The sequence below is a fragment of the Amycolatopsis sp. NPDC049691 genome (assembly GCF_040675005.1).
Lineage (GTDB): Bacteria > Actinomycetota > Actinomycetes > Mycobacteriales > Pseudonocardiaceae > Amycolatopsis.
Map to the genome: position 1 here is coordinate 32052 of NZ_JBFANX010000018.1, position 25349 is coordinate 57400.

The window sequence follows — 25349 nt, forward strand, 5'->3', positions numbered from 1 at the left end:
GGAGGACACCATGATCTCCCGTCGCTCGTTCCTCGGCCTCACGGCGGCGACGCTCGCCACGGCGGTCCCGCTCGCGCGGGCCGCGTCCGCCGCGACGCCGGACACGTTCGGCCTCAACCTGGTGAACAACTCCGGCTCGGGAACCGTGTACGCCTACGTGACCGGCACTTCCCCGGACGGCAGGCTGGTGCTGCTGCGCGCCGACGGAACGCCGTACTACCCGGCGTCGCCGTCGGCCCCGACGACCCCGCTGCCGGAGGACTGCGCCATCCCGATCGCCTCCGGCGCGCAGGTGTCGGTGCCCAGGATGGGCGGCGCGCGCATCTACGTCGTCACGGACGCGAAGCTGGACTTCTTCCTCGACCCGGGACCGAACCTGGTGCACCCGAGCTTCCTGAACCCCGGCGACCCGAACTACGGCAAGAACTGGTCGTTCAGCGAGTTCACGTTCAACGACACGCAGCTGTTCGCGAACATCAGCTACGTCGACTTCGTGGGCATCCCGATGGGACTGTCGCTGACTTCCGGGTCCGGCACGGCGACGGTCCACGGGCTGCCGGCGGGCGCGCTGGACCAGATCGCTTCGGCGCTTTCCTCGCTGGGCGGCGAGTGGGCCGGTTTGGTGCAGACGGGCGGCGGCGGGAACCTGCGGGTGCTGTCCCCGCACCACCACGCGGCGCAGTTCGGCGGCTACCTCGACGGCTACATCGACCAGGTGTGGCAGAAGTACGCGGGCACGGACCTCGTCGTCGACTCGCAGAACCCGGGCCTGGGCAGGTTCACCGGCCGCGTTTCGGGCGACCGGCTGGTGTTCGGGCCGGAGTCGTTCGCCAAGCCGTCGACGGCGGACGTGTGGAGCTGCGACAGCGGCCCGTTCGCGCTGGCGGCGGGAGCGAGCGACGCGCGCAAGGCGATCGTCCCGCGCCTGGCGGCGGCGCTGAACCGCACGACGTTGCTGGACAACCCGAACCAGCCGACGGACGAGGACCCGGCGCGGTTCTACGCGGGCGACGCGACGAACCACTACGCGCGGATCGTCCACTCGAAACTGCCGGACAACCGGGGCTACGCCTTCCCGTACGACGACGTGAGCCCGGGCCCGGACTTCAGCGGAGCGGTCTTCGCCGGCGACCCCCAGCTGCTGACGATCACGATCAACGCGGCCCACACCTAGAGGCAGTGCGAAAACTGTCGGTGGTGACGGCTAGCCTCATGGGCATGAACACGGACGACGCGACGGTCCCGGCGGACCAGCTGACGAAGGGCCAGTGGTTCTGGCACGAGCCGGCGCCGGGCCTGCCCGCGTGGCAGCTGCAGGTGACCTCGGCGGAACTGCTGGGGGACTCCGTCGAGATCTTCACCACGGACGAGGAGAGGGAGCTCGTGTCTTATCCCCGGGGGCGGTTGGTGCGGTTGGCTGACGTCGCTTGAGGGGTTTGTGAGGTAGGGCACTTCGGGGCCGGGGGGCCGGGGGGCCGGGGGCCGGGGGAGCCGGGGGGCCGGGGGCCGGGGGAGCCGGGGGAGCCGGGGCCGGGGGGCAGGAAGGTTGGGGAACCCGGGGAGCTTGGGGATCGCGGGGAGGTTGGGCGAGCGGCGAGCCCGCGGAGCCGGGGAGGTGGGGGAGCCCTAGGAGCCGGGAGGCCGGGGAGCCAGGGAGGTTGGAGCGAGCAGGGGAGGCCGGGGGAGCCGGGGCAGCCCGGAGAGCCCAGGGAGCCCGGAGCCCGGGGAGGTTCGGGGGACTCCGGGAGCGGGAACGTCAGAGGGCCCGTAAGCCGTGCCGGGCAACCATGCGGGGCGTAGCTTGCCCTGCGCTCCCGTGACCATCCGCATCTCGGCCGACCCCACGCAGGTTCTCCGCGCGGACATCCGCACCCTTAACCCTTGCGTGTCCCCAGTTTCCCCGTCGGCGCGGCGCGCGGTTCTTCGCCGCCGGTCAGGCCCGGCCTTCGTCCCTCAATGCCGCCGGGCGCCACGTCATGCGGACCGTTGTTCCGTGGTCGCCCGACTCGATGTCGGACTGGTCCGTCACCTTGTCGATCAGCACCAGGCCCCGGCCGCCCGACGTTCGCAGCCCCGGTTGGCGGGGGCGCGTTGCCGGGATTCCGCAGCCGGTGTCCGTCACCGTCACCGTTACCGCGTCGCCCTTGCGGGCCGCCTCCAGGCGGGCCCAGCCGTTGCCTTGCGGGTACGCGTGAGCCGCCACGTTCGCCAGCGCTTCGTACGTCGCCAGCGTGATGTCGTGCGTGCTGCCCGGGTCGAGGGGCAGCTCGCCCAGCCAGTGGGTCAGCTTGCGGCGCAGGCCCGCCATCTCGTTCGGCAGTGCGGGCGCCAGTTCTTCGAACGTCGAGGTGACCACGGCGCGGGCACTCGTGCGCGCCCGGGACGTGGTCCCCGTTTGGTCGGCGTCGGCGCTCTCGCCCGTATCGACGCCAGGTTCCGGGGTATGTCGGTACACGGTCCGCTCCCATCGTCAGCCGCGGGTCCCCCCGTTCTCGGGCTTCACTTCAGACCTACCCACCGCGACGGGGTCTTACCCGTTGTGCTTTCCGTGACGTCGCGCTAACGTGAAGGTGCTCCTCACGGATGCCGGCCCCTCGGCCGCCCGGAGGAAGCTCCCGGATCCAGGCTGATCGGCCTTCTTCCGCATTTCCCGGTTCCGCCCTTTCGCGCGGGCCGTCCACCTCATCAGGAGACACCCATGTCCTTTCACGGAATCCTTGACACATCCGGAAAAACCCCGTTCGTCCGCACCGGCTACCGGCCGGCTCCGGACGACGTCGCACTGCCGCTTTCCCTTGTCCGCAAGCACGAACTGCGCCCGGGCGACGAAATCACCGGCACCCCCGAGGAAATCCTCAGCGTCAACGGTGCCGACCCGGCGGAGCCGCGTCCGCACTTCGGCGAGCTGGTGCCGGTGCACCCCGACGAGCGTCTGCTGCTCGAAACCACCCCGGCGCGTCTGCTGACGCGCGTCGTCGACCTCGTCACCCCGCTCGGCAAGGGGCAGCGCGCGCTGGTCGTTTCCCCGCCGAAAGCCGGGAAGACGACCGTGCTGCGTGACATCGGTCACGGCATCTCGGTCAACCACCCGGACTGCCGGCTGATGGTGCTGCTCGCCGACGAGCGGCCGGAGGAGGTCACCGAGCTGCGCCGGACCGTGCGCGGCGAGGTGATCGCGTCCACTTTCGACCGTCCGCCCGCCGAACACGTCGCGGTCGCGGAACTCGCCGTCGAACGCGCCAAACGCCTGGTGGAACGCGGCGAAGACGTCGTGCTGCTCCTCGACTCGCTCACCCGCCTCGGCCGCGCGTACAACCTTTCGGCCCGCCCGTCCGGGCGCACGCTGTCCGGTGGCGTCGACGCGGCCGCGTTGCAGCCGATGAAACGCATCCTCGGCGCGGCCCGCAACCTCGAAGGCGCCGGTTCGCTCACGATCGTCGCGTCGGCACTGGTCGAGACCGGTTCCCTGGCCGACACGGTGTTCTTCGAGGAGCTGAAGAGCACCGGCAACGCGGAGCTGAAACTCGACCGCAAGGCGGCGGAGCGCCGCACCTTCCCGGCGGTCGACATCCCGGGGTCCGGCACCCGCCGCGAAGAACTCCTGGTCACGCCGGGAGAGCTGGCCGCGATGCGGGACGTGCGCCGCGCGCTGCAGGGCCCGCACGCGATCGAGCAGCTGCTCGACCAGCTCCGCAAGACGGGCTCCAACGCGGAATTCCTCCTCCGCGTGACCGGCGCCGCCGCCCTGCCCGCGGCGGCCTGACTCAGCCGTCCCGGCGTTCCCGAAGTTCACCGATCACCTTTTGCCCGACGCCGCGGGCTTCTTCGGCGCTCTCCGGCGGATCGCCTTGGCCGGCCTCGTAGAGGCTGTCGTCCGCCCGGCCGGGATCCGGGGTGCCGGGCCGCGCGATCTCGGGTTGTCGTTCGTCGGGGGTGGACATGTCCGCCCATCACCTCACTCGGGTGGCTGGTAGGGGGTGGCCCGCGGGTAGGAAGGCCGTTCGGGCCCGCGGTTCAGCGTGGCGACGAGAAAGCCGAGCCCCACAACGACAACGACGAGCGGGGCAGCCCCCGGCGAGACGGCCCACCAGGCCAGCCCGCCGGCGCCGATGACCCAGGCCGCGACGAAGGTGCGCTTCGCGGTGAGCGGATACGGCTTCCGCAGTTCGCGAAGGGCGGTCACGCCGAGCACGAGGAGCCCGGCCATGGCCACCAGCAGCACGGTCAGGTACACGGGGATGCCTCCTTCGGGGAGTCGGGCACCTCAACCGCAGTTACCCGGGTGAGAAGGGGACATGCCGTGGCGCCGGGCACAGAGCGCGCGCCCCGGCTTCGAAGCGCCCTCAGTTGCCCCGCCCGGTCGCCCGCTGCAGCTCGTCGATCCGCGCCGAAGCCTCGGCCTTCGTCAACCCGTCCGGCACTTCCTCGCCGGCCTCCTGCGCCAACGTCTGCAGGTAGGACTTCTGCGGCCCGGTCATCGGCTCGTCACCGGTCGTCCAGTCGCTCGGGTCCTTCTCCGGGTTCGGTTCCACCTGATCGGTCACGACATCCTCCAATCGAACACCTGTTCGCCTGGATCCGACTTTAGCGCAGGGGGCCGACAGCCGCCGGTCACGAGCCGGCCGGCGGGGCCGACGGCGCGCCCGCCTCGTGGCCCGGCCTGCCGTGCGTCCGGCGGTCGTCCTTCATCTGCTGTTCGTGCAGGTGGCGGCGGCCGTCCGTCAACTCCTGCAGCAGCGATCGCTCGAAGTCGCGGCACGCCTTGTAGTAGCCGTCGTCGTACTCCTCGACGACCTGGAACGTCCACCGATCGGGTAACACGTTGCGCCCGATCAGCTCCTCGTTCAGCCGGCGCGCCCAGTCGGTGTGGCCGGCCTTCTCGAGCTTCTCGACGGCCTCGCCGAGGGCCAGGTCGGCGCTCCCGGTCAGCTGGTGGAACGAGTAGAGGTGCCCGCGCGCCCGTTCGATCGTCTCGAGCGCTTCGGTGACCTTGCCGACGGCCTCGACCGTCGCGGCGTCGTAGTTGTCGACCATGCGCGGAAGATGCCCCGTTCCGCGATTTCTACACCTCGCGGAACGGGGCACCCGGTCACGCCGTGGGTCGCGTCGCGCCCGCGTACTGGCTCAGCAGGGGCGAGATCTTGACGACGTCGCCGCTGGTCGGGGCGTGCACCATCTTGCCGTCGCCGATGTACATCCCGATGTGGGACACGGGGGAGTAGTACGCGACCAGGTCGCCCGGCTGCAGCTGGCTGCGCGACACCGGGGTGCCGAAGCCCGCCTGCGCCGACGACGTCCGGGGCAGCGAGATCCCGGCCTGCTTGTACGCCCACTGCATCAGGCCCGAGCAGTCGAACGTGCTCGGCCCGGTGGCGCCCCAGACGTAGGCGCTGCCGAGCTTGCTCAGCGCCGCGTCGACGGCCTTCTGCGCCGCCGCGCTGGGCGCCTTCACGCTCGGGGGCGTGCCGCCGGTGTCCTTCTGCGCGGCCTTGTCGGCCGTGCTGAGGGTGCGGCTCTGTGCCTCGATCTGGTCGATCTGGGCCTGCAGGTTCTTCTTCTTGCCTTCGATGTCCGACGCGAGCTTGGCCGCGGCGTCGCGGGCGTCCTGCGCCCGCTTGGCCGCGTCCGTCGCCGCCTTCTCGGCGGCGGTGGCCTTTTCGGCCGCGCCGCTGAGGTTGTCCATCGCGGCGTTCTTGTCGGTCGCGATGACCTCGAGGGCCGCGGAGCGGTCCAGGAAGTCCTGCGTCGACGTGCCGGCGAGCAGCGCCGACAGCTTGTTCATCTGGACGCCGCTGGTGAAGGACGCGCCGGCGAACTTGTCGACCTGCGTCTGGTACTTCCGCTTCGCTTCGATGGCCTGGGCACCGGCGTCCTTGGCGGCGGTGACGTCGGCGTTGGCCTTGTCGAGCTGGCCTTGCTTGGCGGTCAGGTCGTCCTGGGCCTTGAGCAGGTCCTCGTTGAGCTTTTCGGCCTGCGCCGCGAGTTCGCGGTACTTGGCCAGCGCTTCGGACCCGGCGGGCGGGGCCTGGAGGACGGGGATGGGGGCGGCGGTGGCCGACGGCTGGGCCATGGTGACGACAGTGATCACCGAGGCCGCGGCGAGGGCACCTGACACCACGCGCTTGACGGGATGCGAACGCATTCTCGCGCGGGTCTCCTTTGCTGATCGGCCGCCGTCGGGCACCGGTGGCGAGTCGGGGGCCTCGCCCGTGTCCGGCGCGCGCTCGACCGCAACAGGAAGAGCCCGCGATGGGGTCCGGTACCCGGCAGGGGGTATCGGCGGCGATCTCGCGTCGCCGTCTATTCGACGACCGGGGGCCGCGAGATCTCGAACAGGTTACGAAAGGAACACGGCAACGTCCAGCGCTCGGCTGTGACAACTCTGTGTGACGACAGGAAACACGCCTGGATCAGTGAGGTCCCGGACGGGGTGTGGCTGGGATTACAGGTTGTGACGCCGGAGCGAATGCCGCTTTTGTACGTCCCTTGTATCCGGTGCGGTGATCCTCGTGGCCGTAGGCGATTCCGACCAATGGAGGACAGGGATGTTCACGAAGGCCGCCGTGCTGACGGCACTCACCGCAGCGGCGTTCGCCGTGGCCGCACCGGCCCAGGCCGAGCCCGCGGCCACGACGGCGCTGCCCACGGCGAACATGGAGGCCGTGCTGAAGGCGGCCCAGATCGACCCGCGCCGCGCCGACGACACCCAGACACCGGGCGCGCACGACAGCGTCCTGCTCGTCGAGCAGGCACTCCAGGCGAAGGGCCTGCTGGCGAGCACCTACGTCGACGGTTACTTCGGCACCACCACGATCACCGCGTACTCGCAGTACCAGAAGTCGTTGGGCTACACCGGGATCGACGCGTCCGGGCTGCCGGGCCGGACGTCGCTGGAGAAGCTGGGCGAGGGCCGGTACACGGTGACGAACCCGGTTTCGGCGGGCAGCCACGTGACCTACCACGGCGTCACGCTCAACACGCGCACGAAGGCGATGCTCGTGGCCGCCGAGGGGATCTTCGGTTCGTCGGTCAGCCTGACCCAGGGTTCGTACAACCCCGGCGGCGTCGACGCTTCGGCCGGCACGCACGACGGTGGCGGCGCGATGGACATCTCCGTGTCCAACCTGTCGTCGACGAGCCGGACCACCCTGCTGAAGGCGCTGCGGAAGGTCGGGTTCGCCGCTTGGCTGCGCACCCCGGACCAGGGTTTCGCCTACCACATCCACGCGATGGCCATCTCCGACCCGGACCTCTCGTCGGGCGCCCAGCACCAGACCGGTGACTACTACCTGGGCATGAACGGTCTCGCCGGCCGCGGTGCCGACGACGGCCCGTCGGTGCCCAAGGTGACGTGGGAGGAGTACCAGCGCGGCTGAGGCCGGCCCTTCGGCGTTCCGGGGCGTCTCGTGGGTGGCACCGCGAGACGCCCCGGTGGTTTGATCGAATCACCAACCAACCTGGGGAGTGGTCCGATGGACAAGAAGCCGTTCCGGTTCGGCGTGGTCGCGGCGGCGACCGAAGGCGGCGCGAAGTGGCTGCAGACCGCACGGCGGGCCGAAGAGCTCGGCTACTCCACCCTCCTCTGCCCCGACAACCTCAACCTCCCCACCCCGACCGCCGCGCTGGCGGCGGCCGCCGCCGTCACCACGGATCTCCGGGTCGGCTCCTTCGTCCTCGCCAGCCCGCTGCGGACCGCCCGGGCCGCGGCCTGGGAGTCGCACAGCCTGACCGTCGTCACCGGTGGACGGTTCGAGCTCGGGCTCGGCACCGGGCTGCCCACGATGCGGCAGCAGGCCGAAGAGCTCGGCCTGCCCTACGGCTCGGGCCAGGACCGGCTCGACTCGATCTCCGAGACGATCGACCACGTCCGGCGGCTCGACGGCGACGCGCACACCCCCGTCATGGTCGCCGCCGGCGGGCCGAAGGCGCGGCGGCTCGCCGGGGCGAAAGCCGACATCGTCACCCTCGCCGGCGGGGTGCTGACCACCCGCGAGGAAATGGCCGGCTACGTCGACGAGATCCGCGCCGCCGCCGGGGACCGGGACGTCGAACTCGCGCTCAACATCTTCGTCGTCGGCGAGCAGGTGCCGCCGTGGATCCGTGGCTTCATCGGCGTCGACGCCGAGACGCTCATCGAGCACGACTCGCTCACCATGATCCGCGGCAGCGCCGACGACATGGCCGCCGAGCTCGAACGGCGGCGCGACGAGCTCGGCGTCTCCTACGTCAGCGTCAACAGCGCCTTCATCGAGGAGTTCGCGCCGCTGGTGGCGCGGCTGTCGGGGAAGTGAGCGTCGCCGGGTCGGTGTTCGCGCCGCACAGCAGCACCGCGACGCGCTCGCCGGGCGACGGCCGGTAGGCGCCGCTCAGCAGCGCCGCGAACGCCGTCGCCCCGCCGGGCTCCACCGCGAGGCGGTAGCGGTCCCACAACGCCGCCCGGGCCTCGAGGATCGCCGAGTCGTCCACCAGCACCGAGCCCACCTCCGTGCGGGTGGCGACCGCGAACGCGATGTCGCCGAGCCGGGACGCGCCCAGGGAGTCCGCGGCGACGCCGGACACCTCGACCGCGACCGGCTCGCCCGCCGCCAGCGCCGCGTGCAGCGTCGGGGCCGTGCGCGGCTCGACACCGACCACCCGGGCCCGGCCTTCGACCGCGGCCGCGATGCCCGCCAGCAGCCCGCCGCCGCCGACCGCGACCAGGATCGTGTCGACGCCGCCCGTCTGCTCCAGCAGCTCGAGGCCCACCGTGCCCTGGCCGGCGCAGATCTCCGGCTGGTCGTAGGCGTGGCAGAAGAGCGCGCCGCGGTCCGCCGCGTCCTTCACCGCCGCGTCGTAGGCGTCCGCGTACTTTTCGCCGACCAGCTCGACCGCCGCGCCCAGCTGCCGCAGCTTCGCCACCTTGACCGCGGGCGCGTTCACCGGGACGTAAACCCGCGCGGCCACGCCGAATTCACGCGCGGCGTGCGCGACGGCAAGCCCGGCGTTCCCGCCCGACGCGGCGACGACGCCGGCCGCCGTAAGCGCACCCGCGGCGATGATCCGGTTGAACGCGCCGCGGGCCTTGAACGACCCAGTGTGCTGCAACTGCTCGAGCTTGAACCACAGGCCGTCGTCGGCGAACACGGGCGTCCGGCGGACCCGGCCCTCGATCCGCGCGGCGGCCTGCTCGACATCCGAAGTACTGATCACGTCTTCAGCATGCGCGCGGACCGTCGTAAGCACCAGCGACGTCTCCTAGGCTGGCCTTAGCAATGCTTACGGCTGGAGGTTCCGTGCTCGACGCTCGCCGCCTCGCCCTGCTCGCCGAAGTCGCCCGCGCGGGCTCGATCGCCGCGGCGGCCCAGCGACTCGCCTTCACCCCGTCCGCCGTCTCGCAGCAGCTGGCGAAGCTCGAACGGGACGTCGGCGCGTCCGTGCTGCACCGCCACGCGCGCGGCGTCACGCTCACGCCGGTCGGGGAAGCGCTGCTGGTCCACGCCGAGACGATCGCCGGCGAACTGCGCGGCGCGGAAGCCGTGCTCCGCGCGGAGCCGGCGCGGCTCGCCGTCGGCACGTTCGCGAGCGCCGGCACGGCGCTCGTCCCGGCGGCGCTCGCGGAGTTCCGCCGGGCGCATCCGGCCGTCGCGCTGCGGTTGCTGGACCTCGAGCCGCCCGCCGGCTACGACCTGGTCCGCTCGCGCGAGCTGGACCTGCTGATCACCCACCGCTACCCGGGCGCGCCGCTGCCCGACGCCCGCGGGCTGACCCGGTCGCTGCTGCGGGCGGAACGGTTCCGGCTGATCCTGCCCCCGGACCACCCGAAGGCCCGCGCCCGCCGACTCACCCTGGAGTCGCTGACCGGCGAAGAGTGGATCTCGGGCAGCCCCGGCGTGCCCAACCGCGCGTGCCTCGACCAGCTCGCGGACGCGGCCGGCCTCACGCTCGGCGTGACCTACGAAACCCGGGACTACCAGGTGATCCTGGCACTGGTCGAGGCCGGCTTGGGGATCGCGTTCGTGCCGGAGAGCGTGCTCGACCGGGCGGGAACGGCGCGGGTCGAGGTCCGCGACGTCGCCGACGCCCGGCCGGCGCGGGACATCTTCCTGGTGCACCACCGGCGGCCGGGCGAGCTGGTCACGGAGATGGTGGACCGGCTCAGCCGACCGGCCGGCCCGCGCTCTCGAAGCGCGCGGAGGCGGCTTTGAGCGCGTCCAAGCACGCGCGCACCGCGCCGTGGTCCTCTTCGCCCGCCCGGCAGATCGCGTAGATCGTGCGGGTCAGCGCCGGGCGGGTCGCCAGGATGCGGACCCCCTCGGGCAGCCGCTCCCGGGCCAGGCGCGGGACCAGCGCCGCGCCGACGTTGCCCGCCACCAGTGCCAGCTGCGTCGGGTAGCCGCCGACCGTGCAGCTGATCCGCGGCTCCAGCCGCTGCTTGCGCAGCACCTGCACCAGCCACTCGTAGCAGCCGGACCCCAGGCTCCAGCCGATCCACGGCAGGTCGTCCACTTCGGACAGATCGACCGTCTTGCGGTGCGCCAGCCGGTGGCCGGCCGGCACGGCGAGGTCCGCGACGTCGGAGAACAACGCGATCCGCGTCGTCGCCGGCGGGAGCACCGTCGGCCGGTCCTCCCAGCTCTCCAGCACCGCCACGTCCAGGTCGCCGGCCAGCACGCGCGGCATCGTCTGCTCCGCTTCGCCCTCGTGCAGCGTCACCGCCAGCCGCGGGTGCTGCGCGGCCAGCGTCGCCAGCGCGGGCGGGAGGAGCGCGTGCACCGTCGTGGGGATCGCGCCGATCCGCAGCGGCCCGATGACGTCCTCGCGCAGCAGCTCCAGGTCCGCCTTCGCCTCGGCGACCTGCGCCAGGATTCGCTCGGCGTGCGCGGCCAGCACCTGGCCCGCCTTCGTCAGCCGCACGCCGCGGCCGCGGGGCTCCAGCAGCGGCTGCCCCGCCTCCCGTTCCAGCTTGGCCAGCTGCTGCGACACCCCGGACGGCGTGACGTGCAGGGAAGCGGCCGCCGCGGCGACCGAACCCTGGGTGGCGACGGCGTGCAGCGCCCGCATCCGCTCGAGTCCGAACACGGTAGCGATTCTACCGAATTCCCCGCAGAAACATTCGCTTGTCCTTGACAGTCGTGCCCCGCACGCTGGAACCGTGACCACGACCGCTGCGACCACTCCCACGCCGTTGACCGAGCGCATCGACCCGCGTCTGCTCGCCGCGCTCGGCAGCTTCTGCATCTCGCTGTCGTCGGTGTTCATCAAGGTCTCGCACACCAGCGGCAGCACGAGCGCGTTCTGGCGCTGCCTGCTGGCCCTGCCGGTGCTGTTCGCGCTGGCCGCCCGGGAACGGCGCAAGCCGGGCACCGCGCCCCGCGTGCTCCTGCCGCTGCTGGCGGGCGTCGGGCTCGGCCTGGACTTCGTGCTGTGGGGCGAAGCGATCCCGCGGGTCGGCGCCGGCATCGCGACCGTGCTGCTCGCCGTCCAGGTGGTCATCGTGCCGCTGCTGGCGTTCGCGTTCCTGCGGGAACGGCCGGCCAAGCAGTTCCTCTTCGCCGTGCCCGTCCTGCTCGGCGGCGTCGTGCTGGCCGGCGGGTTCGCCGAAAGCGGCTCGTTCGGCTCGGACCCGGTCACCGGCGCGGTGTTCGCGATGCTGGCCGGCGCGGGGTACGCCGGCTACCTCTTCCTGATCCGCCTCAGCGGCGGCAAGGGAGCGCAGTCGCAGTCCCTGGTGCTGGCGACGCTCTCGGCCGGAGCCGTCGCGGTCGTGCTCGGCGTCCCGACCGGCACGCTCGACCTGACCCCGGGTGCCGAGACGTTCGGCTGGCTCGTCGCGCTCGCCGTCGTCGGCCAGCTGATCGGGTGGATCCTCATCTCCGCCGCGCTGCCCCGGATGCCGGCCACCACCGGCGCGACGCTGATGCTGCTGCAGCCGGTCGGCGCGGTGCTGCTGGGCATCGGCCTGCTGGGGGAGACGCCGAGCGTGCTGCAGCTGATCGGCTGCGCGGGTGTCGTCGCCGCCGTCTGCTTCGCCGGGCGGACCCGGCGCGGATGATCTGCGGGCCGGGTCCGTCCCGGCTACCGTCGCCGGTATGCGCGTGCTGGTGGCCGGGGCTTCGGGGTTCGTCGGCCGCCGGTTGTGCCCGGCGCTGGAAGAAGCGGGCCACGACGTCCTCGCGATGACCCGCCACCCCGCGAAGTACCGAGGAGCCGGGACGCCCGTGCGCGGCGACGTCGCCGACGTCGGATCGCTGCGGGACGCCCTCAAGGGCGCCGAAGCCGCCTACTACCTCGTGCACTCGCTCGACAGCACGGACTTCAAGCGCCGCGACGCCGACGCGGCGCGCGCGTTCGCCCGGGCGGCGGTGGACGCGGGCCTGCGCCGGATCGTCTACCTCGGCGGCCTCGGCGACGACGAGGACGCGCTGTCCGAGCACCTGGCCAGCCGCCGCGAGGTCGAGCGGCTGCTGGGGGAGACCGGCGTACCGGTGACGGTGCTGCGCGCCGGGATCGTCATCGGGCACGGCGGGACGTCGTGGGAGCTGACCCGCCAGCTCGTCGAGCACCTGCCCGCGATGGTCACCCCGCGCTGGGTGAGCACGCGCACGCAGCCGATCGCGATCGCCGACGTCGTCCGCTACCTGACCGGCGTGCTCGACCACCCGGAGGCCGAGGGCCGCACGTTCGAGATCGGCGGACCCGAGGTGCTGGCCTATCGCGACATGCTGCAGCGCGTCGCGGCGATCGAGGGACGGCCGCTGGTGATCGTGCCGGTGCCGCTGCTCTCGCCGCGGCTGTCCTCGTACTGGCTTTCCCTGGTCACCGACATCGACGTCACGACCGGGCGGGCGCTGATCGACTCGATGACGAACGAGGTCGTCGTCCGCGACGACGCGATCCGCCGGATCGTCGAGTTCGAGCCGATGGGCTACGACGAGGCCGTGCTGCAGGCCCTCGGCGAGCGGGCGAAGAGCCGGCGGTCCGGGTGAAGAAGGCTTTCCTCGGCGGGATGCTGGTCACGGGGTCCGGGCTGCTCGGCGCGTCGCTGGCCAGCCGGCCGGGTTCGAAGCGGTTCCACGTCCTCACGGCGTCGGTCGCGGCTACGTGGTTCGCGGGCGCCGGGCGGGTGCCGCGCGGCCGCCGGGACGTCGTCCAGCCGGTCCTCGTGGGAGCGGGCGCGTTCGGCGTGTTCTACGGCTGCGCGCTGGTGGCCCGCCGCATCCCGCCGCTGCGCCGCGCCATCGCGGGCGTGCTCGACCACGCCCACCGCGGTTCGACCACGTCGGTGGCGGCGACGGCGCTGGTGACCGGAGCGGCGGAGGAGCTCTTCTTCCGCGGCGCGCTCCACGACGCTTTCGGTCCCGGGAAGGCGACGGCGCTGTACGTCCTTTCGACGACGGCGACGCGCAATCCCGCGCTGGTACTGGCCTCGGCGGTGATGGGGACGCTGTTCACCGCGCAGCGCGGGCGGTCGGGCGGGGTGCAGGCGCCGCTGCTGACGCACGTCGTGTGGTCGGCGCTGATGCTCGCCTTCCTGCCGCGCCTGTTTCCCCCGCCTAGCCCGTGATCCCGTCGTAGGCGGCCATGACCGCGCCGAGGCCGCGGTCGTACCCGCCGTCCCAGAGGACCTGGTTCATCACGTACGCCACCACCATGCGGTGCTCCGCGTCGACGAGGACGACCGAGCCGCCCCACCCGCCCCACGAGCACGTGCGGCCCTCCAGCCGGTAGCCCAGGCTGTAGCGCATCGGCGCGCCGAGCACGCGGTCCTCGCCGTGGAACTGCTCCTCGAAGACCCGCTCGGCGCCGGCCGGCGACAGCAACCCGCCGCCGCCGACGAGCGCCGACTGCGCCGCGGCGACCGAGCGGGCGTTGCCGTACCCGTTGATGGCGGGCACTTCCGCGCGCCGCCAGGCCTCGGAGTACGAGTCCGAAACGCCGACCAGGAAGCCCGGCGGCTTGTCGCCCTGCGGGTCGGGGATCAGCGGCGCCACGCGGTGGTCGTGTTCGGCGGCCAGCCCGATGTGGAAGTCGGCGCCCAGCGGACCGGCCACCTCTTCGGCGAAGAACGTGCCGAGGCTGCGTCCGGTGACGCGGCGGACGACCTCGCCGACCAGGAACCCGAAGGTGACCGAGTGGTACCCGCCCGCGGTCCCGGGCACCCACGCCGGAGCCTGCGCGGCCAGCCGCGCGGTCACGGCCGGCCAGTCGAAGAGGTCGTCGACCGCGATCGGCCCGGTGAAGTCGGGCAGGCCCGCGGTGTGCCCGAGCAGGTGCCGGACGAGCGTGCTTTCCTTGCCCGCCACGGCGAATTCGGGCCAGTACGCGGCGACCGGCGCGTCGAGGTCCAGCTCGCCGCGGTCGGCCAGGACCAGAGCGCACAGCGCGGTCATCGTCTTCGTGGTGGACCAGACGGTGGTGATGGTGTCGCGCTCCCACGCCACCGTGCGCGCGGCGTCGACGTAGCCGCCCCACAGATCGACCACCGGCTCGCCGTCGACGAAGACGGCGACGGACGCGCCGACGTCGGCGGAACCGAGCGAGGCCGCCAGGACCTCACGCACCTTGCCGAACCGGTCTTCGCAGTCACCCTGGATGTCGGTCACGGCAGCCAGCCAACTCCGCCCGGGCCGGCCGCACCACTCATTTTCCGCACCGGAGAACCTTTGTCCGGAACGAGCCAGAACCGGGCGGAAACCTTCACCAACCGCGCCCCGGCTTCCTATGCTGGAGCGAACCCCGGTGCGTGGAGAGGGATGTCGATGCGGACATTGCTCGTGCTGCTGCTCGTGTTCGGTTCCCTGACCCCGGTCCCCGCCGAGGCGGCCACGGCGGTGTGCGTGACCTCGTGCGACACGCTCGACCCGGCGCGGGCCGCGCGGGAGAGCTTTCCCCTGCCCGACAAGGTGATCAACGGCCGCGTGCTGCGCCTGCACGCCTCCGACCCCGACGGCATGGCGTGGGCGAGCATCGACAACGGCGTCGCCGGTGACGCCGTCTGGCTCGACCGTTCGTGGGACGCGGGCGCGTCGTGGGAAGGCTTGCTGGGCAAGGCGAGCATCCCCGGCACGTGGACCGGCACGCGCACGCTGATGTACAACCTCACCGATCCGGCGCACCACCGCCGCGGCTGGGTGCGGGCGTGCGGGGACGCGCAGGGCGTCGGCTGCACCGCGTGGATCTACCCGGACGTCTGCGACGCCGCGTGCGACCGGAGCGCCCCCGCCGCAGGGGACAGCCAGCCGGTGGCGCCCACTACCCTTTTCGGCCGCACGATCCGGCTCCACTTCGACGGCAAGGGCATGGCGTGGGCGGGAATCGAAGCCGGCGGTGCCGGGGACGAGATCTGGCTCGACCGGTCGTGGGACGCCGGCGCGAGCTGGCCGGACGGCTCGTCTCTCGGCCGCACGAGCGTCGCCTCGGGTGCGGCTTCCGCGCGCACGACGGCGTTCGCGACGCGCGATCCCCGCGGCCGGCTCTACGGCGGCGCGGTGCGCGCGTGCGGCCGCGAAGCCACGCACGCCCAAGGCAGCTGCACGGCCTGGGCACGTCCGGCGACGACCCGCGCGGCCGGCGCGCTCGACGCGCTGATGTGGTCCTACGACCCGTACGCCGCGTGGTGGCCGTCGAGCTGGTGGAACTCGGCGGTCGCGGTGACGGCGGTGGCCGACGCGGGCGGGTTCGACGCCGCGCTGGCCCGCACGTTCGACGTCAACCGGGCCGCTTTCCCCGCCGGGACACGGAGTTCCGACGCGATCGAGGGCGACTTCGTCAGCCGCGCCGTCGACGACAGCGCGTGGTGGGGCCTGGCCTGGGTCGCCGGCTACGACCGCACGCACGACACCCGCTACCTGACCGAGGCGACGACGATCGCGAACTACGTCCACGGGTTCTGGGACACCGGCAGCTGCGGCGGCGGGGTGTGGTGGAACCGCGAGCGGACGTACAAGAACGCCGTCACGGCGGGGTTGTACCTGCGGCTGACCGCGTCGCTGCACAACCGGCTCGCCGGCGACACCGTGTGGGGCCGGCGGGCCCGCACGGCGGGGGACTGGTACCTCAACAGCGGCCTCATCAACTCCGCCGGTCTGGTGAACGACGGCTTGACGGCGTCGTGCGCGAACAACGGCCAGACCGTGTGGACGTACAACCAGGGCCTCGGCATCGGCGGGCTGCTGGAGCTGTGGCGCGCGACCGGCGTCCAGTCCTATTTGGACGCCTCGAAGCGGCTCGCGGACGCGGCGATGGCCCGGCTGACGTCGGGCGGCGTGCTCGTCGAGTCCTGCGACACCGGCACGGCTTCCTGCGACGACAACCAGAAGCAGTTCAAGGGCATCTTCCTGCGCTACTTCGGCGACCTCGCGACGGCGACGGGCTCGGCGGCCTACCGCGCGTTCGCCCAGAAGCAGGCGGACGCGCTGTGGACGAACGACCGGGACGCGCTCAACCGGATCGGCCAGCGCTGGACCGGGACGACGCCGAACGTGACCGACTGGCGCACCCAGGCTTCGGGGCTGGAAGCGATCCTGGCGGCCGGGTAGACGCGCACGATCGAGACCATTGCCGCCACCGGTCCCCGAGTACATGCCTGGTTCCCTCTGAGGTGCGACTTGGAGCCGTAACAGGTTGAGGTGGTAACGCGACTGTGGGGGCGGCGAAGGTGTGACCGGTCTGGAGGGCCCTGGTGCGAGCGCACAATTCCACGAGCAGAGATCGGTTCGTGAGCTTCTTCCTGCATCTCAACCTTCGCGCGTTGCTTACGATCGTCACGGTGGTGCTGGGACTTGGCGGCGCAACCTATCCGTTGATCCCCAAGGGGATGATCCTTTGGTTCTTGATCTCCGTGATAGCGGCGTTCTTTATTTTGTATTTGATTCACCTGGTTGTTTCCCGGAACGAACTTCAGGAGCGCGCGAGCTATAACCAGGAGCTACTGCAAAGATATACAGATGCTATCATCGAGCGGTTGAACTCATTTTGGCGTGTGCATTCGTGGGACAAGTCTGTTGTGATCCTTCCGAATGGCGATGCGAAAGAAACCACGGTCGTCGAAGCTTCGGCGGTCGGACAGGATCTGACCTTCTATCGCGTCTGGGCCGGTGCCGGTCGGCGTCAGCCGATGACTTATGCGGCGAAAAGCAGAACTCAGGTACACGTGCGAGGGCCGATACTTGCCGATGGTAGCGGTGGTGTCGAACGAGACGTGACGTATTCATGGATGCGTAACGGTCAGCTTGAAATCCTTGTGCACTTTGCGTCGCCGATTAAGGCTAACCAGAGGTTCGCGCTCGTATTCGACGTCTTCTGGCCTTCGAAATGCGAACGCTTCATGAAGCGTGGACAGCCTGATGAGTTCAAATTCAAGGTCACGCATCAGCTGGAGAAATTCAAATACGCGGTCGAGATGCCACCTGGGTGTGATGTCCTGTATGACGCCATTGGCTTCGATATGGGTTCGAATAAGGACTCTGCTATACGTCGCGAATTCGACGAGAAGAAAAATGTATCCAAGGTCGTGGTTGAGCTTGGCAACCTCGGAGAGAACGAGAATGTCGGGATGACTTTACAACTGAAGTGACCCGGCACGCTGGGTGCCGGGTCACCTTGGTGCTAGGCGTCTCCGCCTTCGTCTCCGCGTCGCATCTTCTGTGGATCTCCTCGTGCTTGGTTGAAACATCACGCAAGTACTTCATCTGGCAGCATGCTGGGTGGCTCGTCGAGTCTGCTACCTCTGAGAAGCCGTCCCTGCCTGGGGCTCGCGCTTCGCAGTCGTCCGCTCCGCCGACAGTGTTACACCAATCCGCGTAGTGCGGCCAACTGAAGTACTCCTTGCCATGTTCAGATAACGATGAGTGGTCGCTGCGTCGGCCCCGTGCGGTGCCGGCGGACATCGTGCCTTCGGGTCGTGGAGGCAGCCTCTGTCGGGTATGCACGCCGGACGGCACGCAGTTGCGGTTCCGGTCGGTCCTCTCCGAACTGCCCTCGGGACCGGCGACAGGCTCGGCGACCGAACGGCCACGGTTTCTCAGCGGCGCGGACGTGAGCCGCGTGGACGCCTCCCTCGATCCGCAGACCGGCAGTTCGGTCATCACCCTCGGCTTCACCGGCAAGGGCGCGCGGACCTGGGCGGAGTGGACCGGGTGAAACGTCGGCAAGCAGGTCGCAATGGTGCTGCGGAGCCGCATCTTGACTGCGCCGATCGTGCGGTCCGCCATCATCGGCGGGGAACGCAGATCACCGGCAAATTCACGCTGCCCGACGCGCGGCAACTGGCCCGCGACATCGCCGGCGGCTGACGATCAGCAGGTGGGCGGCAGGGCTTCCCGGCAGGCTTCGGTCTCCGTCTTGCTCGTCGCCTGGCGGAGCAGCTCGTAAAGCGACTCGCGCTGCTCGTTGCTGAGCGCGCTGAACACCTCGTCCTCGACCGCGGCGAGCGCGAACTCCGCCCTGGCCAGCAGCTTCGCGCCGACGTCGGTCAGTTCGACGACGTGCCGGCGGCGGTCGACGGGGGAGCGGCGCCGCTCGATCAGGTTCTCGGCCTCGAGGTCGTTGAGCAGGCCGACGACGTTCGTGCCGTCCATCTCCAGGATCTTCGCCAGGTCCTGCTGGGAGCTGCCACCGAGATCGCGCAGGACCGTCAGGGCGATCAGGTGCCGCGGCCGCAGCCCGAGCGGGGTGAGCACCGACTCGCTGCGCGTCTGCAACCGGCGCGTGAGCTGGCCGAGCAGCGCCCCACAGCGGTGGGGCGGCTGGTTGACGACCGGCAGCGAGGACATGAGCCCAGTATATGGGCACCCCAACTGTCGGTGTGCTATTAATGATTTGTCCTACACCAACGATCTATGGGCGGCTAACGACATGGCGCATCTCCTCCACATCGACTCGAGCATCCAGGGCGAGCGCTCGGTGAGCCGCGCGCTCAGCGCGCGGGCCGCGGCGGCCTGGCGCGCCGCGCACCCGGACGGCACGGTCACCTACCGCGACCTGGGCGCGAACCCGCTGCCCCACATCGACGCCGCGAGCGGGCTGGCCGGCATGGTGCCGCCGGAGCAGCACACGCCCGAGCAGGCGGCCGCGTGGGCGCGGACCCGCGAGCTGGTCGACGAGATCAAGGCGGCCGACACGGTGCTGCTGGGCCTGCCGCTCTACAACTTCGGCCCGCCGAGCAGCGTCAAGGCGTGGGTCGACCACCTCATCGCGCCCGGCCTGTCGGTCGACCACGAGACGCAGACCGGCCTGCTCGGCGGCCGCGAGTTCATCGTGCTGGCCTCGCGCGGCGGCGGCTACGGCGAGGGAACGCCCCGCGAAGGCTGGGACCACGCCGAGCAGTGGCTCCCGCACGGCGTTTCGCTGACCGGTCTCGAGCCGCGGTTCATCACCGCCGAGCTGACGCTGGCGCACGTCAACCCGGCGATGGCGGAGCTCATCCCGCTGGCGGACGCGAGCCGGGCCACCGCGGAGAAGACCATCGACGACCTGTGGGCTCCCGCGCGCGTCTGAGGGGCGGCGGCCGGGCGTCGCGGCGCCCGGCGACCGTTCGGCGCGCGAATCCCCGCCTTCGACGACCGTGCGCTGGGGCCCGGCGCCACCACGCTCACCCGGCCGGTACCGTGCCGCCGGAGGCCGGGTGGCAAGATGCCGGGACCCGGACAGTCGACCTGGGCGAGGAAGGTCAGGTTTGAGCGCGCACACCTCCCAGATGGACGATATCCGGCTGGTCGCGCAACCCAGCGCGTTGCCGGTCACGGAACTGTTCGTCCGCCTGATTCTCACCGACTGGTCCCTGCTGCCGATGCTGGAGCACGTGACCGCGACCGCGAGACGGCTGGTCGAGACCGTGATCGAGGCCGGCGACCCGCGGTCGCCCGCCTTCGTCACGCTGCGGCTGCGGCTGCGGGCCGAGGTGCTGGTCGTCGAGGTCGACGACGACGTGCCCGGGCTGCCGGAGCCGAAGGTCGTCGGCCCCGGCGAGCGCGTCGGCGTCACGCCCGGCGTGGGCGGGGCCCGCACCACGTGGTGCGAGCTCGAGCTGCCCGGCGGGATGAACGCCCGGCAGGTGCGCCTGCCGCGGCGGCAGGACCGCCGGACCCTGGTCGACGAACCCGTCTCCGGTGACCCGGTGGCGGCGGACCCGGAGGTGCTGGAGCGCCTGCTCACCCGGCTGAGCGGCTGGTCCGGCCAGGGCTGAGGTGAGCCGCCGTCCCGGCAGTTCCGTCGTCGTCGTGCTCTACGACGGCGTCCGGTTGCTGGACGTCTCCGGGCCCCTGGAGGTCTTCGCCGAGGCCAACGAGCACGGCGGGCGGTACGAGCTGAGGACGGCGTCCCCGGGCGGCGCCGACGTCCGCGCCAACACGGGGACGCGCCTGGGTGCCGACCTCGACCTCGCCGCGGCGGACCCGCGCGGGGCGACCGTGCTGGTGCCCGGCGGCCCCGAGTGGGTCCGCACGGTCGCCGACACCGAGCTGGTCGCGCAGATCCGCCGGCTGGCCGCCGGCGCGGACCGCACGGCGTCGGTGTGCGCGGGCGCGTTCGCCCTGGCCGCCGCCGGTGTCCTCGACGGGCGTCGCGCCACCACGCACTGGGACCTCACCGACCAGCTCGCCCGCCGCTTCCCGCTCGTGCGGGTCGACGCCGACGCGATCTTCGTCCAGGACGGCCCGGTGATCACCTCGGCCGGCGTGACGTCGGGCATCGACCTGGCGCTCGCGCTGGTCGAGGCGGACCTCGGCGCCGAAGTGGCGCGGCTGGTGGCCAAGCACCTGGTGGTCTTCCTGCAGCGGCCGGGCGGGCAGTCGCAGTTCAGCGTCCGCCTGGAGACCGGCCGCCCGCGCACGGAGGTGCTGCGGGCCGTGCTCGACGCCGTGGCGGCCGACCCCTCGGCACCGCACACGCTCGACGACCTGGCTGCCCGCGCCGGGGTGAGCACGCGGCATTTGACGCGCCTGTTCCGCGAGGAGCTGGGCCGCACGCCCGCCCGCTTCGTCGAGCAGGTGCGGCTGGAGTTCGCCCAGCAGCAGCTGGAGACCACAACCGACCCCCTCGACGTCGTGGCGCGGCGGTCGGGTTTCGGGTCCCCCGAGACGTTGCGGCGGGCCTTCGCGCGCGGCCTGGGTGTGACGCCGAGCGATTACCGGGCCCGGTTCCGGACCACCGGCATCGGGTGAACCGGACCCGCCTCCCGATCCGTGCATCCAGGCAGGGAGAGGACGTGGAGGCGAGGAGGCAGCCGTCGTGCGCATTGTCATCGCGGAGGAAGACGCCCTGTTGCGGGAGGGGCTCGTGCTGCTCCTGCGCAGCGAGGGCTTCGACGTCGCCGCGGCCGTCGACCACCCCGGGGAGCTCCTGGCCGCCGTCGCGACGGAAAAGCCGGACCTGGCCGTCGTCGACGTCCGGATGCCGCCGACCTTCACCGACGAAGGGCTGCGGGCCGCTCTCGAAGCGCGGCGGCTCATGCCGGGGCTGGCGATCCTCGCGCTCTCGGCGTTCGTCGAGGACGGCTACGCGGGCGACCTCCTGGCCGCCGGGGGCGGCGGGGCGGGCTACCTGCTCAAGGAGCGCGTCGGCAAGCCCGACGAGTTCCTCGACGCCCTCAAGCGCGTCGCCGCCGGGGGGACGGTGCTGGACCGCGATGTCGTCGCCGTCCAGCTGGCGCGGCCGCGGCCCGGCGACCCCGTCGGCACGCTCACCGCGCGCGAACGCGAGGTCGTCGCGCTGCTGGCCGAAGGCCACTCGGTGCCGACCATCGGACGGCTGCTCGGCATCGGCACCGCCGCCGCCCGGCAGCACGCCGGGGACGTCAGCTCGAAGCTGCGCGTCCCCGACGGTGCCCAGGCGATGCTCAGCTACCTGCGGGCGTGAGGACCTCGGCCTGCTTCTCGCGATACCGGGCGACGTTCGCGAGCTTGACGTCCTCGTAGCCGCGGACGAGGTCGGGCAGCTCGGCCAGTGCGAGGACCCGGGCGCGATCGACGTCGGCCGCGGTGAACGCCTTCAGCACCATGGCGCGGTAGTCCTCGATCAGCTCGCGCTCCACCCGGCGCACCTCGGCGCGGCCGAACGGGTCGAGCCGCGTGCCGCGCAGCCGGCGCAGCGCGTGCAGCACCCGGAACGCCGGGCGGAACCACGGGCCGAGGCTGATCTTGCGCTTCATCCCCAGCGCCCGCAGCACCGGCGGGTGCAGCCGGTAGGCGTACTTCGTGCCTTCGCCGAACTGCTCTTCGAGACCCGCCGTGAACGCCGGGTCCAGGGACAGCCGCGCGACTTCGTACTCGTCCTTGTACGCCATCAGCTTGTACAGGTGCTTCGCGACGGCTTCGGTGATCTCCGTCGGCCCGTCCTCCAGCACCCGCACCCGCTCGACGAACTCCGCGTACGCCCGCGCGTACCGCTTGTCCTGGTAGGCGACCAGATCCGGGATGCGGACGTCGAGCAGGCGCGCCAGCTCCGAGCCCGGTTCCGCGTGCACCAGCTTCCGCACGGACGGCTGCGCCACCGGCCGCGCCGGCACGGGGGTGGCCGCGAGCGCGGCCGGGTCGGCGACGAGCTGGCGGCCGCGGCGGAAGGCCTGCAGGTTCGCCGCCACCGCCGTGCCGTTCAGCTCGATCGCGCGCTCGATCACCGCGGCGGGCAGGCCGATCGCGCCGGTCTGGAACGCCGCGCCGAGCTGCAGCACGTTCGCGAACTGGTCGTCGTCGAACAGCTCTTCGGCCAGGCCGCGCGCGTCCAAGGACACCGTGCGCTTCGCCGCGGCCTCCAGGGGCGCGAGGACGCTGCCGGGGTCCGGGAAGGACACCGTCGTGTCGACGACCATCCGGCCGGTCGGCACCTCGGTGGTCGACACGACCGCCGTGGTGCGCGCGGAGTCGGCCACGCCGAGGTTCGCCGCGTCCGCGCCGACGAGGGCGTCGCACGCGAGGTAGAGGTCGCACTCGCCGGCGGCGAGCTTCGGCGCCTGCTCGACCGGCTCCGCCGTCACCTTCAGGTCGGACACCACCGCGCCGCCCTTCTGGGCCAGCCCGGTCTGGTCGAGCGTGCGGACGTGCCGCCCGTCGAGCACCGCGGCGGTGGCGAGGATCTGCGTCACGGTGACGACACCGGTGCCGCCGATCCCGGTGATCCGCACGGTGAAGTCCGGTTCGGACACCGGAGGAGCGGGCACGGCGTCCGCGGCCAGCTCGCCGAGCCCGCGCCGCTGCTTGCGACCGGTCGGCACGACGGTGACGAACGACGGGCAGTCCCCGGCCAGGCACGAGTAGTCGACGTTGCACGACGACTGGTGGATCGCGGTCTTGCGGCCGAACTCCGTCGCGACCGGCTGCACCGACAGGCAGTTCGACTTGGTGCCGCAGTCGCCGCAGCCCTCGCAGACGCGCTCGTTGATGACCACGCGGGTCGCCGGTGTGGCCTGCTTGCCGCGGCGGCGCTTCCGCCGCTTCTCGGCCGCGCACTCCTGCTCGTGGATCAGCACGGTGACGCCCTTGACGGCGGCCAGTTCCTCTTGTGTGGCCAGGAGTTCCCCGCGGTCGCGAACCTCGACGCCGGCGGGCAGCTTGCGCCGCCGCAGCTTCGCGGGAGCGTCGCTGGTGATCACGACCTTCTTCGCGCCTTCGACGAGCAGCAGCTCGGCGACCTTCTCCACCGGCAGGCCGCCCACGGCGTCCTGGCCGCCGGTCATCGCGACGGCGGAGTTGTAGAGCAGCTTGTAGGTGATGTTGACGCCGGCCGCGACGGCCGCGCGCACGGCGAGGCTGCCGGAGTGGGTGAACGTGCCGTCGCCGATGTTCTGGACGAAGTGCTCGGCCTCCACGAACGGCGCCATGCCGATCCACTGGGTGCCCTCGCCGCCCATCTGCGTCACGCCGAGCACGGTGCCGACCTGGTCGGGCTCCATGAACAGGGCCATGGTGTGGCAACCGATGCCGCCGCCGACCAAGGTGCCCTCCGGGACCTTCGTCGACGAGTTGTGCGGGCAGCCCGAGCAGAAGTACGGCGTGCGCGCCAGCAGCGGCACCGAGATGCGCTCGCGGCGGCGACGTGATTCGAACGCATCCACCGAGGTGATGCCTTCGGGCAGCCGCCGGGCGAGGCCGGCCGCGATGCCGTCCGGGTCCAGCTCGCCGAGTTCGGTGAACAGCGTCCGGCCGTCGCGGTCCTTCTTGCCGGTGACCGCGGGCGCGCCGGGGACGCCGTAGAGGACCTCCTTGAGCGCCGTCTCGATGAAGGACCGCTTCTCCTCGACGACGACGATCTCCGACAGGCCCTCGGCGAACTCCCGGACGATCCCGGGTTCGAGGGGGTGGATCGCGCCGAGCTTGAGCACGCGGATGCCGTGCCGGGACAAGGCTTCCGCGTCGAGCCCGAGGGTCCGGAACGCCTGCTGGAGGTCCAAATAGGACTTCCCGGCGGAGACGATGCCGATCCGGTCGGCCGGGCCGCGCGCGGTGATGCGGTTGACGCCGCTCGCGCGCAGGTACCGCGTGACCAGCGGCAGCCGGACGGTGAAGAGGCTGCGTTCCAGTTCGGCGAGGCTGGTGCCGAGCAGCCGCGACGTCGGCGTGTGCCGGTAACCCCCGTCGAGTTCCGGGGCGGTCCACTGTGGATCGACGAGCGCCGTGCCCGAGGCGTCGGCGACGTTGGCGACGATCTTCAGCGACGTCCACACGCCGGCGGCGCGCGACAGCTCGACCGCGTGCATGCCGAGGTCGAGGACGTCCTGGGAGTCGGCCGGGAAGAAGATCGGGATCGCCAGGTCGGCGAGCGCCAGCTCGGACGCGCACGGGACGGTCGAGGACTTCGCGTTCGGGTCGTCGCCGACGAGGGCGACGGCGCCGCCGCGCGGGTCGGTGCCGGCCAGGTTGGCGTGGCGCAGCGCGTCGGTGGCGCGGTCGAGACCAGGTGCCTTGCCGTACCAGAACCCGGTGACGCCCCGCCGTCCGCCGGCGCCCGCGACGAGCTGGCTGCCCAGCACCGAGGTCGCGGCCAGTTCCTCGTTGAGGCCCGGGCGGTGGACGACGTCGTGCTTCTCCAGCAGCTTCGCGCGGCGGCCGAGCTCGAGGTCGTAGCCGGCCAGCGGCGAGCCCTCGTAGCCGGAGACGAACACGGCGGGGTCGCCGCCGTGGGCGCGGTCGTGGCGGACGCGGTCGAACAGCAGCCGGACCAGGGCCTGCACCCCGCTCAGGTGCACGGTTCCCGCCTCCCGCAGGTAGCGGTCCTCCAGCGTGAACGTCTCCACGGCGCGGGCCTCCTTCGCGTCGATGTGCTTCCGGGCACACTGCGATGCCTGCCACAGCGACGCAACAGGCGGTGCCGGATCAGCATCCCAGACGCAAACTTCGGCGGGGTTTCGCGTCGGCTGGCCCGGATTTTTGCGCGGA

At 71.8% G+C, this 25349-nt stretch carries 27 protein-coding genes; 16 read left to right on the top strand and 11 right to left on the bottom strand.

The genetic code is table 11. The features are described from left to right. Positions 1–10 precede the first annotated feature (10 nt). The gene (locus tag AB0J40_RS33745) at positions 11–1174 is read left to right on the top strand and encodes a glycoside hydrolase family 64 protein (protein WP_364461266.1); all 1164 of its coding nucleotides are present in this window, start codon (positions 11–13) and stop codon (positions 1172–1174) included. Positions 1175–1218: 44 nt separating this feature from the next. Beyond that, on the top strand, positions 1219–1431 hold the full coding sequence (locus tag AB0J40_RS33750) for a hypothetical protein (RefSeq protein WP_364461269.1): 213 nt from the start codon (positions 1219–1221) through the stop codon (positions 1429–1431). A 502-nt stretch (positions 1432–1933) separates the two neighbouring features. On the opposite strand, the gene AB0J40_RS33755 is transcribed toward AB0J40_RS33750, so the two are convergent. Then, a complete protein-coding gene (locus AB0J40_RS33755; RefSeq protein ID WP_364461271.1) occupies positions 1934–2356 on the bottom strand; it encodes an ATP-binding protein in 423 nt (140 codons plus the stop codon). A 342-nt stretch (positions 2357–2698) separates the two neighbouring features. Between AB0J40_RS33755 and rho the strand changes: the two genes are divergently transcribed. Next, positions 2699–3763, top strand: coding sequence for a transcription termination factor Rho (gene rho, locus AB0J40_RS33760; RefSeq protein WP_364461273.1), 1065 nt, complete (start codon positions 2699–2701; stop codon positions 3761–3763). Position 3764: 1 nt separating this feature from the next. Here the strand turns inward: rho and AB0J40_RS33765 are convergent, their stop codons facing one another. The 5 genes from AB0J40_RS33765 to AB0J40_RS33785 form a co-directional block, all read right to left on the bottom strand. Beyond that, entirely contained in the window at positions 3765–3941 is a 177-nt protein-coding gene (locus tag AB0J40_RS33765; RefSeq protein WP_364461275.1) for a hypothetical protein, read from the bottom strand. A 14-nt stretch (positions 3942–3955) separates the two neighbouring features. Next, positions 3956–4234: a hypothetical protein gene (locus tag AB0J40_RS33770; RefSeq protein WP_364461277.1), complete on the bottom strand. Its 279-nt coding sequence runs from the start codon at positions 4232–4234 to the stop codon at positions 3956–3958. 109 nt (positions 4235–4343) lie between these two features. Further along, entirely contained in the window at positions 4344–4544 is a 201-nt protein-coding gene (locus tag AB0J40_RS33775; RefSeq protein WP_364461279.1) for a DUF3072 domain-containing protein, read from the bottom strand. A 67-nt stretch (positions 4545–4611) separates the two neighbouring features. Next, entirely contained in the window at positions 4612–5034 is a 423-nt protein-coding gene (locus tag AB0J40_RS33780; RefSeq protein WP_364461281.1) for a hypothetical protein, read from the bottom strand. Between the two features lie 55 nt (positions 5035–5089). Continuing rightward, a complete protein-coding gene (locus AB0J40_RS33785; protein WP_364461283.1) occupies positions 5090–6142 on the bottom strand; it encodes an NlpC/P60 family protein in 1053 nt (350 codons plus the stop codon). Between the two features lie 403 nt (positions 6143–6545). Here AB0J40_RS33785 and AB0J40_RS33790 point away from each other — a divergent pair, with 403 nt between their 5' ends. Together AB0J40_RS33790 and AB0J40_RS33795 are read left to right on the top strand one after the other, a co-directional pair. Beyond that, positions 6546–7376, top strand: coding sequence for a peptidoglycan-binding domain-containing protein (locus tag AB0J40_RS33790; RefSeq protein WP_364461286.1), 831 nt, complete (start codon positions 6546–6548; stop codon positions 7374–7376). Positions 7377–7472: 96 nt separating this feature from the next. Then, positions 7473–8291 (top strand): LLM class flavin-dependent oxidoreductase, encoded by an 819-nt coding sequence (locus tag AB0J40_RS33795; RefSeq protein WP_364461288.1) that lies wholly within the window; start codon positions 7473–7475, stop codon positions 8289–8291. Here the strand turns inward: AB0J40_RS33795 and AB0J40_RS33800 are convergent. Next, on the bottom strand, positions 8245–9189 hold the full coding sequence (locus AB0J40_RS33800; protein WP_364461290.1) for a threonine/serine dehydratase: 945 nt from the start codon (positions 9187–9189) through the stop codon (positions 8245–8247). The genes AB0J40_RS33795 and AB0J40_RS33800 overlap by 47 nt on opposite strands. Positions 9190–9272: 83 nt before the next feature. Here AB0J40_RS33800 and AB0J40_RS33805 point away from each other — a divergent pair, with 83 nt between their 5' ends. Further along, positions 9273–10184, top strand: coding sequence for a LysR substrate-binding domain-containing protein (locus tag AB0J40_RS33805; protein ID WP_364461292.1), 912 nt, complete (start codon positions 9273–9275; stop codon positions 10182–10184). Here AB0J40_RS33805 and AB0J40_RS33810 read toward each other — a convergent pair. Further along, the gene (locus tag AB0J40_RS33810) at positions 10135–11058 is read right to left on the bottom strand and encodes a LysR substrate-binding domain-containing protein (protein WP_364461295.1); all 924 of its coding nucleotides are present in this window, start codon (positions 11056–11058) and stop codon (positions 10135–10137) included. The genes AB0J40_RS33805 and AB0J40_RS33810 overlap by 50 nt on opposite strands. Before the next feature lie 73 nt (positions 11059–11131). On the opposite strand from AB0J40_RS33810, the gene AB0J40_RS33815 reads away from it, so the two are divergent. Genes AB0J40_RS33815 through AB0J40_RS33825 form a run of 3 tightly spaced genes read left to right on the top strand, consistent with a single transcriptional unit; the run spans position 11132 to position 13543 of the window. Next, positions 11132–12031, top strand: coding sequence for a DMT family transporter (locus AB0J40_RS33815; protein ID WP_364461297.1), 900 nt, complete (start codon positions 11132–11134; stop codon positions 12029–12031). Between the two features lie 37 nt (positions 12032–12068). Next, on the top strand, positions 12069–12965 hold the full coding sequence (locus AB0J40_RS33820; RefSeq protein WP_364461299.1) for an NAD(P)H-binding protein: 897 nt from the start codon (positions 12069–12071) through the stop codon (positions 12963–12965). After that, the gene (locus tag AB0J40_RS33825; RefSeq protein ID WP_364461301.1) at positions 12962–13543 is read left to right on the top strand and encodes a CPBP family intramembrane glutamic endopeptidase; all 582 of its coding nucleotides are present in this window, start codon (positions 12962–12964) and stop codon (positions 13541–13543) included. Before AB0J40_RS33820 ends, AB0J40_RS33825 begins: the two co-directional genes overlap by 4 nt. On the opposite strand, the gene AB0J40_RS33830 is transcribed toward AB0J40_RS33825, so the two are convergent. Continuing rightward, positions 13533–14582 (bottom strand): serine hydrolase domain-containing protein, encoded by a 1050-nt coding sequence (locus AB0J40_RS33830; protein ID WP_364461304.1) that lies wholly within the window; start codon positions 14580–14582, stop codon positions 13533–13535. The two genes, AB0J40_RS33825 and AB0J40_RS33830, sit on opposite strands and share 11 nt — an antisense overlap. 156 nt (positions 14583–14738) lie before the next feature. Here AB0J40_RS33830 and AB0J40_RS33835 point away from each other — a divergent pair, with 156 nt between their 5' ends. From AB0J40_RS33835 to AB0J40_RS33845, 3 genes are all read left to right on the top strand, one after another. Then, on the top strand, positions 14739–16517 hold the full coding sequence (locus tag AB0J40_RS33835; RefSeq protein ID WP_364461307.1) for a glycoside hydrolase family 76 protein: 1779 nt from the start codon (positions 14739–14741) through the stop codon (positions 16515–16517). A 179-nt stretch (positions 16518–16696) separates the two neighbouring features. Next, positions 16697–17554 (top strand): hypothetical protein, encoded by an 858-nt coding sequence (locus tag AB0J40_RS33840; protein ID WP_364461310.1) that lies wholly within the window; start codon positions 16697–16699, stop codon positions 17552–17554. 562 nt (positions 17555–18116) lie between these two features. Then, a complete protein-coding gene (locus tag AB0J40_RS33845; protein ID WP_364461313.1) occupies positions 18117–18272 on the top strand; it encodes a hypothetical protein in 156 nt (51 codons plus the stop codon). 3 nt (positions 18273–18275) lie between these two features. Here the strand turns inward: AB0J40_RS33845 and AB0J40_RS33850 are convergent, their stop codons facing one another. Further along, on the bottom strand, positions 18276–18752 hold the full coding sequence (locus AB0J40_RS33850; RefSeq protein ID WP_364461316.1) for a MarR family winged helix-turn-helix transcriptional regulator: 477 nt from the start codon (positions 18750–18752) through the stop codon (positions 18276–18278). A gap of 82 nt (positions 18753–18834) precedes the next feature. Here AB0J40_RS33850 and AB0J40_RS33855 point away from each other — a divergent pair, with 82 nt between their 5' ends. The 4 genes from AB0J40_RS33855 (at position 18835) to AB0J40_RS33870 (ending at position 21834) form a co-directional block, all read left to right on the top strand. Then, positions 18835–19476 carry an NAD(P)H-dependent oxidoreductase gene (locus AB0J40_RS33855; RefSeq protein ID WP_364461318.1) on the top strand — a complete coding sequence of 214 codons (642 nt, stop codon included), beginning with the start codon at positions 18835–18837 and terminating at the stop codon, positions 19474–19476. A 178-nt stretch (positions 19477–19654) separates the two neighbouring features. Continuing rightward, complete coding sequence (locus tag AB0J40_RS33860) at positions 19655–20164, top strand: ATP-binding protein (RefSeq protein WP_364461321.1); 510 nt, start codon at positions 19655–19657, stop codon at positions 20162–20164. Position 20165: 1 nt separating this feature from the next. Beyond that, complete coding sequence (locus tag AB0J40_RS33865; RefSeq protein WP_364461324.1) at positions 20166–21140, top strand: DJ-1/PfpI family protein; 975 nt, start codon at positions 20166–20168, stop codon at positions 21138–21140. 67 nt (positions 21141–21207) lie between these two features. Further along, entirely contained in the window at positions 21208–21834 is a 627-nt protein-coding gene (locus tag AB0J40_RS33870; RefSeq protein WP_364461327.1) for a response regulator, read from the top strand. Here the strand turns inward: AB0J40_RS33870 and AB0J40_RS33875 are convergent. Then, the gene (locus AB0J40_RS33875; protein ID WP_364461329.1) at positions 21815–25207 is read right to left on the bottom strand and encodes an indolepyruvate ferredoxin oxidoreductase family protein; all 3393 of its coding nucleotides are present in this window, start codon (positions 25205–25207) and stop codon (positions 21815–21817) included. The genes AB0J40_RS33870 and AB0J40_RS33875 overlap by 20 nt on opposite strands. Positions 25208–25349 lie beyond the last annotated feature (142 nt).

Excerpts from the sequence above, each read along its gene's own strand:
- AB0J40_RS33780 (WP_364461281.1), bottom strand. The coding sequence starts at position 5,034 with ATGGTCGACAACTACGACGCCGCGACGGTCGAGGCCGTCGGCAAGGTC.
- AB0J40_RS33855 (WP_364461318.1), top strand. The coding sequence starts at position 18,835 with ATGGCGCATCTCCTCCACATCGACTCGAGCATCCAGGGCGAGCGCTCG.
- AB0J40_RS33745 (WP_364461266.1), top strand. The coding sequence starts at position 11 with ATGATCTCCCGTCGCTCGTTCCTCGGCCTCACGGCGGCGACGCTCGCC.
- AB0J40_RS33835 (WP_364461307.1), top strand. The coding sequence starts at position 14,739 with ATGCGGACATTGCTCGTGCTGCTGCTCGTGTTCGGTTCCCTGACCCCG.
- rho (WP_364461273.1), top strand. The coding sequence starts at position 2,699 with ATGTCCTTTCACGGAATCCTTGACACATCCGGAAAAACCCCGTTCGTC.
- AB0J40_RS33790 (WP_364461286.1), top strand. The coding sequence starts at position 6,546 with ATGTTCACGAAGGCCGCCGTGCTGACGGCACTCACCGCAGCGGCGTTC.
- AB0J40_RS33795 (WP_364461288.1), top strand. The coding sequence starts at position 7,473 with ATGGACAAGAAGCCGTTCCGGTTCGGCGTGGTCGCGGCGGCGACCGAA.
- AB0J40_RS33765 (WP_364461275.1), bottom strand. The coding sequence starts at position 3,941 with ATGTCCACCCCCGACGAACGACAACCCGAGATCGCGCGGCCCGGCACC.
- AB0J40_RS33750 (WP_364461269.1), top strand. The coding sequence starts at position 1,219 with ATGAACACGGACGACGCGACGGTCCCGGCGGACCAGCTGACGAAGGGC.
- AB0J40_RS33785 (WP_364461283.1), bottom strand. The coding sequence starts at position 6,142 with ATGCGTTCGCATCCCGTCAAGCGCGTGGTGTCAGGTGCCCTCGCCGCG.
- AB0J40_RS33850 (WP_364461316.1), bottom strand. The coding sequence starts at position 18,752 with ATGTCCTCGCTGCCGGTCGTCAACCAGCCGCCCCACCGCTGTGGGGCG.
- AB0J40_RS33820 (WP_364461299.1), top strand. The coding sequence starts at position 12,069 with ATGCGCGTGCTGGTGGCCGGGGCTTCGGGGTTCGTCGGCCGCCGGTTG.